Source organism: Candidatus Paceibacterota bacterium (assembly GCA_040905715.1).
In the GTDB taxonomy this organism is placed as follows: domain Bacteria; phylum Patescibacteriota; class Minisyncoccia; order Phycocordibacterales; family CSBR16-193; genus JBBDHZ01.
Genome location: JBBDRA010000003.1, coordinates 435,231 through 453,380, shown reverse-complemented (window position 1 = coordinate 453,380; position 18,150 = coordinate 435,231). Strand labels below are relative to the sequence as shown.

Genomic DNA, 18,150 nt, shown 5'->3' with positions numbered 1-18,150 from the left:
CACAGTGCGGATGTATGCATTGACCGTGGTATTCGCCTGGCCAGATGCCGGGACCAGCGATGTCGCTCTTTTTAAGATCAAAGTTGGCTTTCGCGAGCGTGTCGTTTCCGCACTTGGGACAAGGGGTGAAATCGTGTCCGTTGAACCTCCCGCGGCCGCGTCTATAGAGTATTCTCAGGTGCAGTACGCGTGTGCGTACAATGTGCACAGGAGTGTGAGCGGTAGCGATGAGTCGTCGCATCAGTGATCTCCATGGTTGATGGTGAAGAACAGTCCACCATGTTATAGCATTGTTACAAATGGTTTGTCTACGTGCCAAACGTGATCAAAGAATATTTTGCGGATCGATCTGAATAATGAATTGAGGTGGAAGGGAATTAAGTAACGTAAGGAGGGGTTCGTCCACCCACTGCTCACGTGGAACTTTAATAAGAGCGTTCATTACAAATTTTCCTTTTACGATCGGTGGGGATCCGGCATACATGGTTATGCGATCAGATCCAACCGTATCTTGAAGCCACTTCATATCTGCTTCAACCTTGTCTTGGGTTCCACGACGAGTGATCTTAACAAGAACAGTGAAAGGTGGATAGGAAAATTGTTTGCGGACCGTCACCTCTTGTCGATAAAAGTCGATCAGGTTTCCGGAAAGACCGTGCTGAAGAATAGGTTGTTCAGCGTTTCGGCTTTGGACCAGAAACTGTTTCTGCGCGAGAAGGCGAAGCGTAATGAGAATATTGATGATCTTTTCGTTAATGCGAAAGTCAGGTACCGAAAACAGGCTGTCGAGGGAGACAACGCCAATATTCTCGATCTCCTCAGAAAGATAGAGGATACCCATTTCAGTGCCGATCAGGACGCTGCCGGGTGTTTGGTAAAATTTTTCAATGACGCTGAGGGCCTGTTTATGGGTGCGTGTGTTGTCTTTGTCTATTCGAAAGATGGTGACATCAGGAAATGACTTTGTGATCGATTCAATAACTCTTTCGACGCCGACACCGAGAGCGTTGAGTCGCCAACTACCACAGCTTTTACAGGTTTCATGGGCCGAGCGAGTTGTGCCACATTTGTGACATTGAAATACATTGTGTTCAGTATTCTCACTTATTTCGTGAAGCACAACAGGAGTCTCGCAGTACTTACAACGAACCAGGGCACCACAGTCTCCGCAGACAGTTATTGGAGCAAGTCCCCGGCGACTTGCAAACAAGAAGGTTAATTCACTTTTCTCGAGAGCGTTTGAAAGAAGTTCCTTGAGTTCCGGGCTGATGATCGGGAATTCATCATTCTCGTTAGCGACGCTTTCGCGCATATCTACTAGTGATGTTTGTGCAGAGGTCAGTGATCGGTATTTGAGCGGCATGTATTCAGTAAACTCAAGGTCATGGTATCGTTTGAGTGTCTCAACTCGAAGAAGTGTATCGCCGAGAACAAAACGAACACCGCGTGCGCGTGATAAGAACTCAGCGTAAGTGCGCATATCAAGAAATGGCGCGGACTGTTGCTTATAACTTTGGGAAGCTTCACGTTCGACTATGATCGTGCCGAGATCATTTCGGGGGATCGATAGGAAAAGCGGTGTGGCAATGATCAGTACCGGATGGTTCTGTTGCGTGATCTCATTCCAGATCTCTTGGAGTTTGTTTTTACTTAAGTTGCTGTGCAAAACATAAGTGTAGGTATCGATACCTTTCTCTAAGGTTGCTTTTGCTTTGTTGATATCTTCGATCGTCGGGAGACAGAAAAAAACAGACTGATCCTTGGCGAAGTCTTCTCGGATCAGGCTTTTGTAGTGTGCCAGGCGTTCACTTGGCTGTGTTTGGAGCAGGAACTTTTCGTGCGTTGTTTTCGTCTGCTCAAGGTTCTTTTTCGTATTCCGTGTTGAATTCTTGGGTTTTTTTATCGAAGATAGATCGTTTAGGATCGCGCTTGGAATGATCGTCTGAAGTACTCGGCCGGGCGTTGTGGCAAAATATGTTGCTGTATCTCGAGCAGCGGTGATCAGTCCTTCGTCTAAAAAGGATGTCTTGTGAAGCTTGGCTATCTTCTTGAGTGCAAAGCCGGAGGATTTCAATTCGGTCTTGCGCTTCTGTGCGCTTTCACAGTTCACGACAAGCGCGGAAAGCGTGCGTTTGCGTACGGGTACGGTGACCAGTTTGCCCGGCAGGACCTCTTGTGAGGTAAAATATGACAAATGATCTTTGCCCATTCCTTTTGCTATGGGGATAACGTCAATGATATACATGTGGCTAGTATCTAGTATTTCGTATTTTGTATCAAGCGTCGCTTGTCACAAAGAAAAAGGAGGGGGTCAGAATCTCGCTCTGTAAAGCGTAGTTAGAGTCCAACCTCAAAAAGTTGACCATCGTCCAAGACGGCGATCGTAGTGGTTCCGGTCTTTATGAAATTCGGGTCAGTTCCTTCGAAGATCGGCTGAAAGCTTGGTGCGCCACTGGCCACTAATTCAAGCGCGTAGATACCGTTTCCGGAAGAGAATAGTATTACGTCACTTCGGTTATGGTAAAAAGTGATGTTTTTTATAGGTTCGTCAGAAGGGAGTGCAGAAATGCTCTTGAGGCACTGTTCTGAGTCTACGCAAAATGAGTGAGGTGCGTTATCTAGGTCACCTTCCCACTGCGCTTGGATCACATTGTTCTCTACCCAGACTAAAACCGGTTGATCCGGGGAAGAAAGCGGTGATTCTTTTGTCGGTACTTGTGTTCGTTGTACTTCGCTCACGAGCTCAGCGAAATGATCGGCGCTTGAATCAACTGTTCTTTGGGGGAGTTTGTGTCGTATCAGAAACGGCTCAAGAACACGTGTTTCGTCGGCCGTGAGTTTGAATTTTTTTGCCCAAGGATATGATCCTTGTCGTGCAACAATAATACTGTGCTCGCCGGTAGGAAGGTTGTTGAGCGTAATGATCTCGCCTTGCTCTGAGCTCTGATCGACATACGTATCGTTATGGTACACCTGCATATTTGTGTCCGGCAGAACGATCTTCACGGTTCCGGCGTCTGTGAGTCCTAATGTCGAGAAGATCCGATATCCGGTCTCAGTAACAAGACCGAGTAGCAGAAAAAAGATGAGAAAGCTGAAAGCAGTCCACACGTATGCTCTCTTCTCACGCAATTGTTCACGAATACGGTCTGTATGTACCATGGCGGTATAGGTTAGCTCCCATCGTTTCAAAAAACACAGGTAATTGCAATGGTGGATCTCTTACACCGACCGCAATAAGTGAATGTCAGCACCGAGGCTGTTCAAACGCTTTACAAGGTCTTCGTATCCGCGGTTGATGCTGTAGATGTTACGTAGCGTTGATGTTCCTTCAGCTGCAAGCATGGCGATTAAGATGATGGCCGCGGGTCGTAGGGCAGGGGGGCAGACGATCTCTTGGGCCTTTAACTTGGTCGGTCCGGTCACATAGAAGCGATGCTGGTCGCCGAGGATCGTGTCAGCACCGAGTTTGTCGAGCTCTTTGTAATAGATCGCTCTGTTCTCGAACACCCAGTCGTGAATAAACGTCTGACCTTCGGCCTGCGTGGCAATAACTGCAAAAAATGGAAGGTTGTCAATATTGAGCCCCGGGTATGGGCGTGGGTGGATCTTTTCGCTCGGCGCTATCAGTCGAGAAGGCCGTGTTTTAATATCAACGAGGTCTGTCTTGCCGTTGGCGGCTTTGTAGCGCTTGCTTGCGGTATACTTGAAGCCCATCTTTTCGAGTGTGAGTAATTCAAGCTCGAGAAAATCGATCGGACATCGTTCTATCTTGATCGCGGAGCGGGTGACCGCGGCTGCCGCAATAAAGAACATTGCTTCGATTGGATCTTCAGAAAGGTGATATTCGACCGGTGTGTTGATCTCCTTTATGCCATGAACCACAAGAGTTGTGGTGCCAATACCCTCGATCTTTACACCAAGCGTCTCAAGAAAGTAGCAAAGATCCTGGACCTGGTAATTAGCAGAAGCGTAGCGAATTGTGGTCGTGCCGGGCGTTAGAGCAGCAGCCATGAGGACGTTCTCTGTGACTGTGTCACCGGATTCATATAACACGATACGTCCGCTTGAGAGCCCTTTATGTTCGATCGTGTAGTTATCATGTTTGGTCGTGATAGATACACCGAGTTCTTCGAGAGCGTAGAGGTGTGGTTTGATCGTGCGCGCGCCAAGTTTGCACCCGGCCGCCTGAGGGATACGAAAACGTTTGCTCCGATGAAGGAGAGCGCCGATAAAGAGAATAATGCTGCGCGTGCGCCCGGCAGCAACTGCGTCAATATCAGACAGGGAGAGTTTTTCGGGGGGTGTGATGGTAAGATCGCCGTTATTCCAGACCACACTCACACCGATACTTTTAAGCACTTCAATGAGTCGGTGAACCTCCTCGATCTTCGGAACCCTTTTGAGAGTGGTGGTGCTTTTATTCAAAAGGGAGGCCGCTAGTAGGGCAACGGCGGCATTCTTGGAGGTTTTGACAGGGATAGTGCCGCTTAATTTCTTGCCTCCGTTGATCTGGATACTTAAAGAACCCTCGGAGAGGTTGACCAAGTCTCGCTCAAGTACGGCGCTAATGCGAGAAAGCATTTCAGTTGAGATGTTCTGCTGGCCGGCTTCAATGCGAGCAATTGCGCTTTGGGCCGTACCGAGTTTAGTAGCAAAGGTTTTTTGAGTGATCCCACGCTCTTCACGAAGCTGGTGGATCAGAGAGCCGAGGTGGGTAAGAAATTCTTGAGATTGGGATGTCATGGCGTATGAAGTTAAGTGATTTAAGAGTATATCATATATGAGATATTACTTTTTGTCATCCCCTTAAATATCCCTCTCACGGATGTGACATGCCGCCTCTATAGTTTACGTTCTAGAAATAGTTAGAGGTGTCACAGAATAGAAAAGCCGCTTCACTGAGAACAGGTTTGTCAAAAAAGGGGGCAAGGGGTACCATACTCCATAATACTGTATACTAGATACTTACTTCTCAATGGTATGGCACTATTCACTCGAAAACTTGGTATCGATCTTGGAACAGCAAATACGCTCGTATACGTACCTGGTAAGGGTATCGTGCTCAACGAGCCGTCGGTTGTCGCCGTCTCGCAGGAAGACAATAAGATCTTGGCGGTCGGCAACGAGGCGAAGATCATGATCGGCCGCACACCGGATAACGTGATCGCGTATCGGCCCATGAAGGACGGTGTGATCGCTGACTATCGAGTGACTGAGGCAATGCTTCGCTATTACATAAGCAAAGCCCTCGGTAAATGGACATTCTTTAAACCTGAGGTGCTTGTGTCGGTGCCTGCGGGCGTCACCTCAACCGAGCGCCGGGCCGTCGTTGAGGCGGCGGTTCGTGCAGGTGCTAAGCACGCATACGTGGTCAAAGAGCCGATCCTTAGCGCTATCGGGGCCGGGATTCCTATTCACGAAGCGGCCGGACACATGATCGTTGACATTGGTGGCGGTACGACCGATGTTGCGGTCATCTCGCTGGGCGGTATTGTTGCTTCTACATCTGTGAAGTGTGCAGGAAATCGTGTAGACGCGGCGATAACTGATTACATTAAAAAAACGTTCAATCTCGCGGTTGGTGATAAAACAGCTGAGGATATTAAGATCAAGATCGGTTCAGCTGTGCCGCTCGATGAAGAGAGTTCGATCACGATCAAAGGTCGTGACTATGTTTCCGGTCTGCCACGCTCGGTCGAGATCAAGACGAACGAGATCACCAAGGCGATCAATCAGGAACTCAAGGAGATGATAAACGCTATCAAAGATGTGCTCCAGGAAACTCCACCGGAGTTGTCTTCTGACATTATTGACCGGGGGATCATCATGACGGGCGGGTCATCTCAGCTTCGTAATCTACCGGAGTTGGTGTATAGAAGAACCGGTGTAAAATGTGCACTCGCTGATGAGGCGATGCTGTGTGTGGTTAAAGGGACCGGTATTGCACTGGAACATCTAGAGATGTACAAGAGAACGATCGCTGCTAAAAGATAAAGAGTTGTTTTTGATCTCGTTATATTTTTATACGTTATAAGGAGCGATAGGTACGCAGTATATGATAGATAATCTTGTTCAACTTCTTTCACAGCATCACGCTATTTGTGTGGTGGGTGAAGGAGGTCATGTGCGAGACAGTATTGCGCAAGCGATAGAACAAGTATTCGAGGTTCCGCCGCAGGGTCATCCTGATCTCTATCGTTACATCGAGTCACCACTGTCCATAGAGACAGCGCGACGTATACGAGAGGAGCAGGCGCGCAAGCCGGTTCTTGCAGCGCGAACACTTATTGTTATTGAAACTGATCATTTACCACAGGCGTCCCAAAACGCATTACTGAAAACGTTTGAGGATCCGGCCCAGTCAACCGTATTCGTTCTCTGCCTGCCTCACGCTGACGGTCTTTTGCCGACTCTCCGTTCCAGGCTTGCTCTTATTTCATTGACTGATGGTTCGCTGGCTGAGCTGGGTGACCAGAGACAAGACACAAGCAGGGGAGTTGACGCTGAAATATTTCTTCGCGCGAGTGCGCCTGAGCGGATAGAGCTACTCAAACCTATTATCGAGGCAAAGGATAAGACAGCCGCCAGACGTCTTGTGGATAATTGCGAGCGCGTACTTGCCGGCCTGAGAGCGGCTGATGGCACTCTTACCCGGCGAAGCAGAGACGGACTGGAAATTATTACTAAATATAAACAGTATCTTGATGATCCGGGATCATCATTAAAATTACTGCTCGAGTATATTGCCCTGCGCCTCTAGATGTGACCTATGATCCTTAGTACGCATTCAGTTGTTGGCGCCGCAGCAGCAGCGGTGATAACTACAGACCCGGTTGTCGGTGTTGCTGTTGGTGTGGCGAGTCATTTTTTGCTGGATATGATCCCGCATTGGGATTATACGCTTGTGTCTAAGCGAACGCCGGAGAGTCACGGTGTGGTTCACAAGACAATGGTGTTCGATCGATCGTTTCTCGGTGATTGTGTAAAGCTGGGAGTTGATTTTGGTCTGGGTATACTTGCCGTGCTTGCGTTCGTTGTTCTTACACCAAGCTTTGCATCGGTGCTCGTTGCCGGTCTTGTCGGTGGCGTGTTGCCGGACGTGCTTCAGTTTGGTTATTTTTTGGCTCCTCGGCCACTCGGCTGGTTGCAGTCATTTCATGAGTGGATCCATAGTGAATATGAGATCCCACAGCCTTTGGTGGGCGCTTTCTCACAGTTTCTTATAGCTGTCCTTGCAGTTATGGTTTGGGCAGGCGTTATGACCTTTATTGATATTTTGTAATATTGTTCCAATTTATATTCCTTGGTATGATACGAACACTTCTCTTAAACCCTTCTTTAAACTTAGGCGCTCACGTATGAATTACGATTTTAGTGATTTTAAAAAACAGCTTCAAGACGCAGAGGACTGGCTAAGTAGCGAGTTCAAAGGTATCCGTACTGGACGCGCGGCACCCGCCGTGCTCGATTCAGTAAAAGTGGAGGTGTACGGCTCACAGATGCCGATCAACCAGGTTGCAACGGTAACAACCGAAGATGCGAAGACGATCCGGATCGTACCGTGGGACAAGAGTGTTTCAAGCGCTATTGAGAGCGCGATCGAAAATGCAAACGTTGGTCTGTCGGTCAATGTGGATGATCAGGGTTTGCGTGTGACGTTTCCTGAATTAACGAGTGAGCGAAGAGAGCAGCTTTTAAAGCTTTCAAAACAAAAGCTTGAAGAGGCTCGGGTTTCGGTGCGTACTGCTCGAGATGAGGTTTGGGACGATATCCAGAATCAACAGAAAGATGGTGATATTAGCGAAGATGATAAGTATCGTCTGAAAGAACAGATGGAAGATCTGGTAAAGAAAACCAACAAGGGCCTTGAAGAAATGGAGGAACGAAAGAAAAAAGAAATTACTGAGTAATTACATTAAGCAAAAGCACTAAATTACAAATAGCAATCACTATCATTAATTCTAATATCAAAGATCAAAGTAGTCCGCGCGCTGGAATATTTGGGAACATTGAAATTTGGTGCTTGGAATTTGAGATTTAAATCGTCATGACCATACTCTATTTTATAATCATACTGGCACTTTTGATCTTAGTGCACGAATTTGGGCACTTCATTGTTGCAAAAGCATCCGGTATTCGAGTTGATGAATTCGGACTCGGGCTTCCGCCTCGAGTTCTTCGTTTATTTAAGATCGGAGAGACTGAATACACACTTAATCTCTTGCCGATAGGTGGGTTTGTAAAGATATTCGGAGAAAACTACGACGACGCGGATGACCCCGGAGCGCAGAGTAGCCCGCGTAGTTTTGTCAGCAAGCCGCGGTACAAGCAGGCGCTCGTGTTAGTTGCGGGCGTCACCTTTAATATGATCTTTGCTTGGCTTTTAATATCAGTTGGTTTTATGATCGGTCAGCCAACGCCGGTGGAGTATGACGCGCTTGGCACCGTAACCGATCCTGAGCTCATGGTTATAACAGTCGCGCCGGATTCTCCGGCAGAGTTGGCGGGTTTACGGTCCGGTGATGTCATTGTCGGACTTTCTTCAGGCGAAACTCAATTGGAAGCACCGTTGTTACCCGGGGACGTAAGTGCTTTCATTCAATCGAATCCGGATAGTGAACTTGCTTTTTCGATAGAACGGGGAGATCAGCTTTTGACCGAGAGTATTGAACCTGCAGAAGGTGTCATTGAGGATGGTCAAGCGGTCGGTATTACCATGAGTATGATGGGAACGTTGCGACTTGCACCGCACCAGGCACTCTGGCAGGGGTATTTGGTCACGGGTGAGCTTACGAAGTCTATAGCGATCGGTATTTCAGTATTTGTTTTTGATGCATTCACCGGTGCGGCTGACTACTCTCAGGTCGCCGGCCCTGTGGGTATTGTCGGGCTCGTTGGTGACGCTTCCGTGCTTGGGTTCGTCTACCTTCTTCAGTTTACGGCGCTTATCTCGATAAACCTGGCGATCATTAACTTGCTGCCGTTTCCGGCGCTCGATGGCGGTCGGTTAGTAATGGTGGCTATCGAGGCGGTTAAGCGCTCACCGATAAATCCAAAAGTAGCCAATGGGCTTAATTTGGTTGGTTTTGCGCTACTCATTCTCCTGATGATCGCGGTGACGTATAATGATATTCTGAATCTTTTGTAACGTAGCTACTATTCACTATGTCACTTGAACAACCTCCTCACACATCGGCAGAATCTGCAGAAGGAGTACGTGAACGTTTGGCGAAGGTGCTAAGCGGAGAAGTGGTGCCTGAAACCCGTAACGAACTTCAGCTTCAGCTTATGTGGCACTTCTACGAAAAAGTAACCGGAGAATCTCTTGATCCGGATGACTTTGAATCGGTTCAAGGTGCCGTTCTTGGGATGTGGTCAAGGGAAGGCATGCTTGATGCGTTCCATAAAGAGGTATCGGCCGATATTAATGTGACCCAAGTAGATTCAGATAACCTACTTGAGCAGCTTCGTGAGAGTAGGGAACAGCAACGTGCTGCGTAGTAATGTTTGTTGCGCCTGTAATTATGCTCGTGATATAGTTTATATACGTGAAAAAGCTATTATTATCATATTTCATATGACCGACACCACTTCAAAACTTTTCAGTTCAGATGATATAAACGAGCATACACGTAATGTTCTCGCGGGCGAGGAAGAGCCTCAAAATGAGTATGACCGCCACTTCCAACTTATGTGGGAGTATTTTCAAACGTACAAACAGCAACGTGGTGAAGAGATAGATCTTGCTGAATTTTTGGATCGCAAAGAGCTTCAGGGTGAGGCTTTTGATATCTGGAACGAGCACGGACTCGAACTTGCGTTCCAAGGTCTTTTAAGTGATCAGCGCCCAGGTAAGGATGAAGAAGATGGCGAGGTAAAGACGCAGCCGGACGATGGGACTGTTTCGGAAACTAGCGCTCCGGCATTTGTTCCGTCTATCACCCTTGATGATATCCTGAGGCGGCGAGCAGATATTCAGGCGTAAACAGTTGATGTAACTTTGTTCGTGTACAAACACCGCACCTCGTATTGTCGAGGTGCGGTGTTTGCGGTAAGATGAGCCGTATGCGACAGAGCGAACTATTCACAAAAACAAGAAAAGAGGCACCAAAAGACGAAACGGCGAAGAATGCTAAGCTGCTTATCAGAAGCGGGTTTATTCACAAGGAGATGGCCGGTGCTTACGCGTATCTCCCCCTAGGGTACCGGGTACTGCAACGGATCTGTGGCATTATCCGTGACGAGATGAACGGCATCGGTGGCCAGGAACTCCATTTAACATCGCTTCAGGACAAGCGAGTTTGGGAGAAGACCGGGCGCTGGAGCGATGAGGTGATCGATAACTGGTTTAAAACAACATTGAGTGCTGGAGGCGAGGTGGGATTGGCGACGACTCACGAAGAGCCGTTGACGAACCTAATGACCGAATTCATTCATTCATATAAAGATCTGCCGGCATACGTATATCAGTTTCAAACGAAATTTCGAAATGAGAAGCGTGCGAAAAGCGGTATAATGCGCGGACGTGAGTTTTTAATGAAGGATCTGTACTCTTTCTCACGGTCGCAAGAAGAGCATAGTGCTTTTTACGAAGAAGCTAAGAATGCATATATTCGCATTTTTGATCGAGCCGGTATTGGGGAGCGGACGTTCTTTACGTCTGCTTCCGGAGGTAGTTTTAGCCCGTACTCTCATGAGTTTCAAACACTCACGGACGCCGGTGAAGATACGATCTACCTAGATCGTACTCGAAAGATAGCCGTAAACGATGAGATCTACTCAGAAGATGTTTTGAAAGACCTCGGTCTTTTAAAGGATGATCTCGAGAAAGTAACAGCAGTTGAGGTGGGTAATATATTTAGTCTTGGAACAAAATTCTCGGATGCGTTCGGTCTTACCTATATCGATGAAACGAACGAAAAGAGACCGGTTATTATGGGTTCATACGGTATCGGACCAGGGCGACTTATGGGGGCTATCGTTGAAGTACTTGGAGGCAAAAATGAAATGATCTGGCCGAAGGAGGTGGCGCCGTTTGATCTGCATCTTATCCAGCTTAGCGATGACGAGCAAACGAAGAGCGAAGCTGAAGCGCTATATCAAAAACTGACTCAGTTAGGCGTGGAAGTACTGTGGGATGATCGGGCGGTGTCGGCCGGTGCAAAATTTGCTGATGCTGATCTCATCGGTATTCCGTCCCGCGCCGTGGTGAGCACAAAAGCACGCGAGGCAGGAGGGGTAGAGTTTACGGATCGCATCGAAGACAGCGTTGAAGTGGTTGCATCCGAGGTGATTATAAATCGATACGTTACTGAATAGAGAATATATGGATTTCTTACCCGAATTTCCGTCACTTGATCGTATGAAGCGATGGATGTCGAATGATATCGGCATCGATCTTGGAACAGCAAATACGCTGGTGTACGTTCGTGGTAAAGGAATTGTGATCAATGAGCCGTCGGTCGTTGCGGTGAATCAAAAAACAGATCAAGTAGTAGCAGTCGGTGTGCAGGCCAAGCAAATGCTCGGTCGAACTCCGCCACACATCACTGCGGTCCATCCGTTGATTGACGGGGTTATCTCTGATTTCGAGGTCACTGAGGAGATGATCGCCTATTTACTTAATAAAGCTCAGGAGAAGTCACGTAAGCTTCTCGGTCCCCGCGTTGTGGTTGGGGTGCCCTCAGGTATCACCAACGTTGAGATACGCGCCGTGCGCGATGCGACAAAGAACGCCGGGGCACGTGAAGTGCATATTGTTGAAGAGCCTATGGCAGCAGCTATCGGGGTCCGGCTTCCGGTGCGTGATCCAATGGGAAGCATGATCATTGATATCGGTGGCGGAACGTCTGATATCGCGGTTATATCACTCAACGGTGTCGTTCAGGCTAAGAACTTGCGCATTGCCGGTGACAAACTCAACAACGATATTATGTCGTATATTCGAAGCGAGTTTAAGATATTGGTCGGTGAGAAAACTGCAGAGCTGATCAAGTTGAAACTCGGAACGGTTATTGGCAGTGATGAGCCGACTGAGGCGCCGGTCAAAGGTCGAGATCTTGTTACCGGCTTGCCTCGAGAAGTAGTGATCACTGATACTGATGTGCGCGAGGCTATCTCTCACTCGATAGATACACTTGTTGAATCGGTGCGTGAGGTGCTGGAAGCAACACCGCCGGAAGTCTTGGCTGACGTGATGCAACGAGGTATCTATCTTGTCGGTGGTGGTGCGCTGCTGACCGGACTGGATCAATTGCTTACGGAGTATATTAAGGTTCCTGTTCATGTCGCGGATGATCCACTGACAGCTGTTGCGCGCGGTACAGGGGTTATCTTGGAGAATATGGAAGCATTTGAAGAGGTTCTTATTGTTAATGAAGATGAACTACCTCCAACAGCGTAAAATACAACAGAGACGTCGCCGTCGTTTGTCGGGAACTATTGTAATTATAGTTACCGTTCTCGTTGGTGGTTTGTATATGTTCGCACCGGGTGGTATCACCGGAGTGTTTCATGCAGTAGCTTCGCCTATATGGAGTATAGGCGGCTTATTTTCGGATGGCTCATCGTCTTTTACTGGCTACTTCACAACAAAAAGTTCTCTACAGCACACGAACGAGGAGCTTCGTGAGAAGATAAAGCTTGCTGAAGTAGAGCTAGGTCAGCGACTGATCCTTGAAGAGGAGAATACATTGTTTCGTGATATGTGGTCTCGGGCGACGACGAGCAGTGGAATTCTTGCCTCTGTTCTGACGACGCCGCCACAATCACCTCATGATCTGGTGGTTCTTGATGTGGGTAGTCAGCAAGGGATAGATGTTGAGGATAGAGTGATCTATGGTGATGTGGGACTAGGGCGTATTCACGAGGTGTATGCAAATACAGCAGTTGCTGAATTGTATTCAACCACCGGCGTTGAAACTCCCGGTATCATTGTGGGCGAAGATATAACGGTAACCTTACTAGGCGAGGGAGGTGGGTCTTTTCGTGCTGAGATCCCAAAAGATATTGATGTTTATGAGGATGATATAATAACGCTTCCTGACTCGCGCGCACTTGAATTTGCCCGCGTAGTTGAGGTGAGGGTCGATCCAACGGACTCATTCCAGCATATTCGAGCTCGATCACCCCTTAATGTTACCCAGCTTCGCTGGGTGCGGATCGTAGACCATAATGAGCAGTTGTTTTAGATGAATATAATTGTAAAAGATCAGATACATCACCTATGATCAGGCTTCTTAGCAGTCTCGTACTTATACTTGGTGTCTTGCTCGCACCATGGTGGGTAGTGTTGCCTATGACAGCCTTAGGGCTGTTCGTTTTTAATTATTATGCTGAGGCGATCGCGGTGGCGCTTCTGGGTGATATTCTCTTCGGGGCATCTACGGTCGGTGTTGGTGTGCCGTGGCAGGCAGTCTTCATGCTTGTACTGTTTCTCGTTGTGCAGACCTTAAAGTCGCGGCTGCGTTTTTATGAGGTGCGTCAGTCAAGCTAGGTTCTCTGGTGCGGTTGGGGAGGTCAAAGACTCTATTTATGCGAACTATACTTAAAGCAATCAGGCGATTTTTCGGCCGAGGACGGGGTCTTGAAATATACCCCGAAGATGTGTTGCTGGATTCTCACAACCTTCCTCAATTTGATCGACACCACATGGAAGGAAGATTTGACCGCCGAATTTCGTTTCGGGTAGTGGTCATGACGGGGATGGTGTTTCTTCTCGTGTCACTTATCTATACAGGTAGGATCGCAAGTCTTCAGATTGTGAGAGGGGAGGATTTTGCGCAGCGTAGTCAGGAGAATCGGTTGCGGCATGCTCTTATATTTTCTGAACGCGGAGCGGTATTCGATCGAGATCGTACACGCCTGGCTTGGAATTACACTGCCACTTCAACAGATGATTTTGCACATCGTAAATACACGTCGAAGACTGGTCTGTCACATTTACTTGGGTATCTTAAATATCCATCGCGTGATTCGTCGGGTGTCTATTATCGAGTAAGTTACGATGGAAAAAGCGGTGTTGAAGAATCTTTTAATAATTATTTGAGTGGTCAGCATGGCATCCAGATCGTTGAGATCGATGCACAAAATACTATTCGCTCGGGGAGCACTGTACGTCATCCTCAAAACGGTAAAAATCTTCATCTCGCGATCGATAGTGATGTTCAACATAAACTTTTCGAACTTATACGTGACCGATCGATCGATTCCGGTTTTCAGGGCGGAGCCGGTGCTATCATGGATGTAGAAACCGGGGAAGTGCTCGCTCTAACCAGTTATCCTGAATACGATTCGGGCATCATGACCGAAGGGGACAGTGAGGCCATCCAAAAAATCCAAGAGATAGAAGGAAATCCGTTTCTTAACCGGGTTATCGGAGGTTCATTTGTTGCCGGATCGATCGTGAAGCCATTTCTTGCGCTTGGGGCGCTTCATGAGGACATTATCTCACCATCCAAAACCATCATGAGTACCGGATCTCTTGTTGTGCCGAATCCCTACGATCCGGATGAGTCGACATCTTTTGCTGACTGGAAAGCTCATGGCGCGGTGGACATGCGCGAAGCCCTTGCTGTCTCTTCAAACGTGTATTTTTATCAGATCGGCGGCGGCTTTGAGAGTCAGCCCGGCTTGGGTATCACCAAGATCAAGAAGTACATGAATATGTTTGGATTTGGTGAGAAGACGGGCATTGATCTGGCAGGTGAGATAAAGGGTGTAATACCTTCACCGCAGTGGAAACAAGATAACTTTGAAGATCAGGTGTGGCGAGTAGGTGATACGTATAACACCTCTATCGGTCAGTATGGAACACTGGTCACGCCTATTCAGGCGCTTCAGGCAACCGCTGCTATTGCCAACGGTGGTTATCGGGTGCAGCCGATGTTGCGGCAGAGTGATCGATCTCAGGTGACCGGTGAGAAAGATATTCCTATTGCCGAAGAAGATTTCCAAGTGGTACGAGAGGGAATGCGCCGCGCAGTAACGAGCGGCACTGCTGCGGGATTGAACACTTCATTCCTTGATGTTGCCGCAAAAACCGGTACTGCCGAGATCGGAAAGGCTAGCGTGAACTCTTGGATCATTGGTTTTTATCCGTATGACGAGCCGAAATATGCATTTGTTGTAGTGATGGAACGGGGTCCTCGAGAAAACTTATACGGAGGAGTCTGGGTCATGAGAAATCTTATTGACTGGATGCATCAGGAGAAATCAATATATACGGCTCTATAAAGCTAAATATTTTTGGTTTTCTGTGCGCACACATAAAAACATTGACAATACAATAAACTCCTCGTTATAATAGACGGGATGAAAAGAATGAGACTACATTCAAGCCTTGGTTTTAAGGGCGCCGCGTTTATTACCGTCACAGATATGACAGTAATAGGGTAGTTAGTGGTCTTCAACAAGATAAGTACTTACTGACTACTCGCAGAACGCGGGCTTTTTTAAAACCTGGCGAGGAGAGAATATAGTAAAATTACGAACTAACTTTCATTTCATGGCTGATGAGAAAGAATATTTAACTCCGGAAAAGCATCAGGAAGTGCAAGACGAACTTGAATATCTACGGACACGTCGTCGCAAGGAAGTTGCTGATCAGCTCGAATACGCCAAGTCACTTGGCGACCTTTCTGAGAACGCAGAGTACCAGGAGGCACGTGACATGCAAGCTAAAGTTGAGGATCGTATTGCGCACCTCGAACATCTTTTGAAGAACGCTGAGATCGTCTCTACTCACGGAGTAGATTCGGTAACCGTAGGGTCGCATGTTGTTTTGGTCCAGAAGGAAAAAGGAAAAACTCAAGAATTTACGATCGTAGGAACTGAAGAAGCAGACACAACACAGGGTAAGATATCAATTAAATCACCGATCGGTGAGGTGATCTTTGGTAAAAAGAAAGGCGACGAGGTGGTTGCCCAAACACCGGGTGGGGCTAAGAGTTATGTTATAAAAGATATTTCGTAGGTGAAGTATCAGTAATTTGTTATGGCATCAATCGAGGAGATCCGACAGGAACGACTCCAAAAACTTGAAAAACTACGTGAACGGGGTGTGAATCCGTATCCGGTAGAATCACGTGCGGACTATACACTCGCAGATCTGCGAGGGCGTTTTACTGAGCTTTCTGAGGTTGGAGAGAAGGTTACGCTTGTCGGTAGAGTTCTGTCGCTGCGCCCGCAAGGGAAGATAACGTTTTGCAATATAAGCGACGGAACAGCTCGCTTCCAGGGTCTGCTTAAGCGCGGTGAAGGAGTGAGCGAAGAACTCTTCGATCTTTGGGAGGAAACAGTTGATGTAGGGGATGTTATTCAGTGGACCGGGACACTCTTGGTCACAAAGCGTGGTGAAGAAACGCTCGAGGTCAGCGACTGGTCAATGCTGACCAAGTCACTGCGTCCTTTGCCCGAGAAATGGCACGGTCTACAGGATCAGGAAACAAAGTACCGACAGCGATACCTTGATATTTTAATGTCTGACGAAACGCGTGATCGGTTCGTAGCTCGCTCAAAGATCGTTCAGGCGATACGCTCATTTTTGGATGACGACGGATACTTGGAGGTTGAAACACCGGTCCTTCAGCGTCTTGCCGGTGGCGCGACTGCTCAGCCGTTTCAAACGCACCACAACGCGCTCGATCTAGATCTGTACTTGCGTGTGGCCCCCGAGCTGTACCTCAAAGAATTGCTTGTGGCCGGTTACCAGAAGGTGTACGAGCTTGGACGTCTATTTCGAAATGAGGGAATAGATGTAACTCATAATCCGGAGTTTACGACGGTAGAATTTTATGTTGCCTACAGCACGGCCGAGCGACACCGCGGTTTTATTGAGCAAGTCATTCAAGGTACCGTAGAACGAGTCACCGGCGGCACCGATGTTCTGTTTGGCGATGATATGATCTCGTATGCTGCGCCGTTTGATGTTATTACCTATACCGATTTGCTCAAAACGCACGCCGGCATTGAGGATGTAGGAAGCCTCTCGCTCGAGCAAGCAAAAGCAAAAGCTCAAGAGCTCTGTGTGCCGGTAGCCGATTCTGATACAACCGTAAAGATAGTTGATAATATTTATAAAAAAACATGCAAGCCAAAGCTCATTCAGCCTACGTATATTGTCGAATACCCAACTGATTTTTCTCCGCTGGCTAAACAAAAGGACGATGACCCGACAATGGTTGACCGGTACCAGTTAGTAGTTGGCGGTCTGGAGATAGTTAATGGATTCTCAGAATTAAATGATCCGGTCGAGCAAAAGAGGCGGTTTGAAGCGCAACAGAAGGTAAAAGAAGCCGGAGACGAGGAGGCTCAGCCGTTCGATCAGGAATACATTGAAGCTATTGAGTACGGTCTACCGCCGGCAGCCGGCTCAGCTATTTCGATAGATCGCATGACGATGCTTCTGACAGATTCCCACAATATACGCGACGTTATATTGTTCCCGCTACTGAAACCCAAAGAGGGTCAGTGATTCATAAAAGATGGACTAGAACGGCTCACAAGCAATGTGAGCCGTTCTTTTTGTGTGCATTTACTTGCCTGAATAGTCACTGGTTGTCCACATACAGGGGCTTGCAAGTGGGAGGTGGTGGGATATAATGGTAGATGAGTGGGAGAAAGTGGTATAGAAAAACCTGTCAGTTTCCGCCCGGTATTACCGAGCGGAACCCGACAGGTTACCTAACCTCACTCTCACAACCATATGCTGATCGGCGAATATACCCATTCAGTAGACGATAAATCTCGAATCGCGCTACCGAGCAAATTTCGTAAAGAGCTTGGTAAAAAAGTGATCATCACCCGCGGTTTAGATACCTGCCTCTTTCTGTATTCGATGAGTGAATGGGAAAAACTGAGTAAGCATGTTGGTGAGCTTGGTCTTTCAAAAGCAGATAAACGAGGCCTCAACCGATTCTTGTTCGCCGGAGCTCAAGAAGTAGACATCGACAAGAACGGCCGTATTCTGATCCCGGATTTTCTTAAAACATTTGCCGGTCTCAAGAGTAAGGTTGTTTTTGCCGGAGTCTATGATCGGATCGAGATCTGGAATGACCAGGCGTGGAGTAAGTACAAACGCAAGATAGAAGGGCAGGCGGATGTTCTCGCCGAACAGCTCGGCGAAACGAAGGAATTCTGAGAACGATA

The 18,150-nt window shown here is 47.7% G+C and carries 18 protein-coding genes; 15 read left to right on the top strand and 3 right to left on the bottom strand.

Annotated elements, in window-relative coordinates:
* Positions 1-325 precede the first annotated feature (325 nt).
* The 3 genes from priA to WD312_03400 all read right to left on the bottom strand — a co-directional run bounded on the left by priA (position 326) and on the right by WD312_03400 (position 4,746).
* Complete coding sequence (gene priA / locus WD312_03410; GenBank protein MEX2564135.1) at positions 326-2,245, bottom strand: primosomal protein N'; 1,920 nt, start codon at positions 2,243-2,245, stop codon at positions 326-328.
* 92 nt (positions 2,246-2,337) lie between these two features.
* Positions 2,338-3,162, bottom strand: a complete 825-nt coding sequence (locus tag WD312_03405; protein ID MEX2564134.1) for a hypothetical protein — start codon at positions 3,160-3,162, stop codon at positions 2,338-2,340.
* Positions 3,163-3,222: 60 nt separating this feature from the next.
* A complete protein-coding gene (locus WD312_03400; GenBank protein ID MEX2564133.1) occupies positions 3,223-4,746 on the bottom strand; it encodes a UDP-N-acetylglucosamine 1-carboxyvinyltransferase in 1,524 nt (507 codons plus the stop codon).
* A 237-nt stretch (positions 4,747-4,983) separates the two neighbouring features.
* Here WD312_03400 and WD312_03395 point away from each other — a divergent pair, with 237 nt between their 5' ends.
* From WD312_03395 to mraZ, 15 genes are all read left to right on the top strand, one after another.
* On the top strand, positions 4,984-5,997 hold the full coding sequence (locus tag WD312_03395) for a rod shape-determining protein (protein ID MEX2564132.1): 1,014 nt from the start codon (positions 4,984-4,986) through the stop codon (positions 5,995-5,997).
* A 61-nt stretch (positions 5,998-6,058) separates the two neighbouring features.
* The gene (locus tag WD312_03390) at positions 6,059-6,763 is read left to right on the top strand and encodes a hypothetical protein (GenBank protein ID MEX2564131.1); all 705 of its coding nucleotides are present in this window, start codon (positions 6,059-6,061) and stop codon (positions 6,761-6,763) included.
* A 9-nt stretch (positions 6,764-6,772) separates the two neighbouring features.
* On the top strand, positions 6,773-7,285 hold the full coding sequence (locus tag WD312_03385) for a hypothetical protein (protein ID MEX2564130.1): 513 nt from the start codon (positions 6,773-6,775) through the stop codon (positions 7,283-7,285).
* Between the two features lie 76 nt (positions 7,286-7,361).
* The gene (gene frr, locus WD312_03380; protein ID MEX2564129.1) at positions 7,362-7,913 is read left to right on the top strand and encodes a ribosome recycling factor; all 552 of its coding nucleotides are present in this window, start codon (positions 7,362-7,364) and stop codon (positions 7,911-7,913) included.
* 137 nt (positions 7,914-8,050) lie between these two features.
* A complete protein-coding gene (gene rseP, locus WD312_03375) occupies positions 8,051-9,151 on the top strand; it encodes an RIP metalloprotease RseP (GenBank protein ID MEX2564128.1) in 1,101 nt (366 codons plus the stop codon).
* Positions 9,152-9,168: 17 nt separating this feature from the next.
* Positions 9,169-9,504, top strand: a complete 336-nt coding sequence (locus WD312_03370) for a hypothetical protein (GenBank protein ID MEX2564127.1) — start codon at positions 9,169-9,171, stop codon at positions 9,502-9,504.
* Positions 9,505-9,580: 76 nt separating this feature from the next.
* A complete protein-coding gene (locus WD312_03365; GenBank protein MEX2564126.1) occupies positions 9,581-9,988 on the top strand; it encodes a hypothetical protein in 408 nt (135 codons plus the stop codon).
* Between the two features lie 80 nt (positions 9,989-10,068).
* Entirely contained in the window at positions 10,069-11,322 is a 1,254-nt protein-coding gene (locus WD312_03360) for an aminoacyl--tRNA ligase-related protein (GenBank protein ID MEX2564125.1), read from the top strand.
* Positions 11,323-11,329: 7 nt separating this feature from the next.
* Positions 11,330-12,406: a rod shape-determining protein gene (locus WD312_03355; protein ID MEX2564124.1), complete on the top strand. Its 1,077-nt coding sequence runs from the start codon at positions 11,330-11,332 to the stop codon at positions 12,404-12,406.
* Positions 12,378-13,193 carry a rod shape-determining protein MreC gene (mreC, locus tag WD312_03350; GenBank protein MEX2564123.1) on the top strand — a complete coding sequence of 272 codons (816 nt, stop codon included), beginning with the start codon at positions 12,378-12,380 and terminating at the stop codon, positions 13,191-13,193. The genes WD312_03355 and mreC overlap by 29 nt, the downstream gene beginning before the upstream one ends.
* Positions 13,194-13,228: 35 nt before the next feature.
* Complete coding sequence (locus WD312_03345; GenBank protein MEX2564122.1) at positions 13,229-13,498, top strand: hypothetical protein; 270 nt, start codon at positions 13,229-13,231, stop codon at positions 13,496-13,498.
* A gap of 38 nt (positions 13,499-13,536) precedes the next feature.
* On the top strand, positions 13,537-15,237 hold the full coding sequence (locus tag WD312_03340; GenBank protein MEX2564121.1) for a penicillin-binding transpeptidase domain-containing protein: 1,701 nt from the start codon (positions 13,537-13,539) through the stop codon (positions 15,235-15,237).
* Between the two features lie 271 nt (positions 15,238-15,508).
* Positions 15,509-15,976 (top strand): transcription elongation factor GreA, encoded by a 468-nt coding sequence (gene greA / locus WD312_03335; GenBank protein ID MEX2564120.1) that lies wholly within the window; start codon positions 15,509-15,511, stop codon positions 15,974-15,976.
* A 21-nt stretch (positions 15,977-15,997) separates the two neighbouring features.
* Entirely contained in the window at positions 15,998-17,476 is a 1,479-nt protein-coding gene (gene lysS / locus WD312_03330) for a lysine--tRNA ligase (protein ID MEX2564119.1), read from the top strand.
* 231 nt (positions 17,477-17,707) lie between these two features.
* Positions 17,708-18,142: a division/cell wall cluster transcriptional repressor MraZ gene (gene mraZ / locus WD312_03325; protein MEX2564118.1), complete on the top strand. Its 435-nt coding sequence runs from the start codon at positions 17,708-17,710 to the stop codon at positions 18,140-18,142.
* The last annotated feature ends 8 nt before the right edge of the window (positions 18,143-18,150 follow it).

Excerpts from the sequence above, each read along its gene's own strand:
- priA (MEX2564135.1), bottom strand. The coding sequence starts at position 2,245 with ATGTATATCATTGACGTTATCCCCATAGCAAAAGGAATGGGCAAAGAT.
- WD312_03405 (MEX2564134.1), bottom strand. The coding sequence starts at position 3,162 with ATGGTACATACAGACCGTATTCGTGAACAATTGCGTGAGAAGAGAGCA.
- WD312_03400 (MEX2564133.1), bottom strand. The coding sequence starts at position 4,746 with ATGACATCCCAATCTCAAGAATTTCTTACCCACCTCGGCTCTCTGATC.
- WD312_03395 (MEX2564132.1), top strand. The coding sequence starts at position 4,984 with ATGGCACTATTCACTCGAAAACTTGGTATCGATCTTGGAACAGCAAAT.
- WD312_03390 (MEX2564131.1), top strand. The coding sequence starts at position 6,059 with ATGATAGATAATCTTGTTCAACTTCTTTCACAGCATCACGCTATTTGT.
- WD312_03385 (MEX2564130.1), top strand. The coding sequence starts at position 6,773 with ATGATCCTTAGTACGCATTCAGTTGTTGGCGCCGCAGCAGCAGCGGTG.
- frr (MEX2564129.1), top strand. The coding sequence starts at position 7,362 with ATGAATTACGATTTTAGTGATTTTAAAAAACAGCTTCAAGACGCAGAG.
- rseP (MEX2564128.1), top strand. The coding sequence starts at position 8,051 with ATGACCATACTCTATTTTATAATCATACTGGCACTTTTGATCTTAGTG.
- WD312_03370 (MEX2564127.1), top strand. The coding sequence starts at position 9,169 with ATGTCACTTGAACAACCTCCTCACACATCGGCAGAATCTGCAGAAGGA.
- WD312_03365 (MEX2564126.1), top strand. The coding sequence starts at position 9,581 with ATGACCGACACCACTTCAAAACTTTTCAGTTCAGATGATATAAACGAG.
- WD312_03360 (MEX2564125.1), top strand. The coding sequence starts at position 10,069 with ATGCGACAGAGCGAACTATTCACAAAAACAAGAAAAGAGGCACCAAAA.
- WD312_03355 (MEX2564124.1), top strand. The coding sequence starts at position 11,330 with ATGGATTTCTTACCCGAATTTCCGTCACTTGATCGTATGAAGCGATGG.
- mreC (MEX2564123.1), top strand. The coding sequence starts at position 12,378 with ATGAAGATGAACTACCTCCAACAGCGTAAAATACAACAGAGACGTCGC.
- WD312_03345 (MEX2564122.1), top strand. The coding sequence starts at position 13,229 with ATGATCAGGCTTCTTAGCAGTCTCGTACTTATACTTGGTGTCTTGCTC.
- WD312_03340 (MEX2564121.1), top strand. The coding sequence starts at position 13,537 with ATGCGAACTATACTTAAAGCAATCAGGCGATTTTTCGGCCGAGGACGG.
- greA (MEX2564120.1), top strand. The coding sequence starts at position 15,509 with ATGGCTGATGAGAAAGAATATTTAACTCCGGAAAAGCATCAGGAAGTG.
- lysS (MEX2564119.1), top strand. The coding sequence starts at position 15,998 with ATGGCATCAATCGAGGAGATCCGACAGGAACGACTCCAAAAACTTGAA.
- mraZ (MEX2564118.1), top strand. The coding sequence starts at position 17,708 with ATGCTGATCGGCGAATATACCCATTCAGTAGACGATAAATCTCGAATC.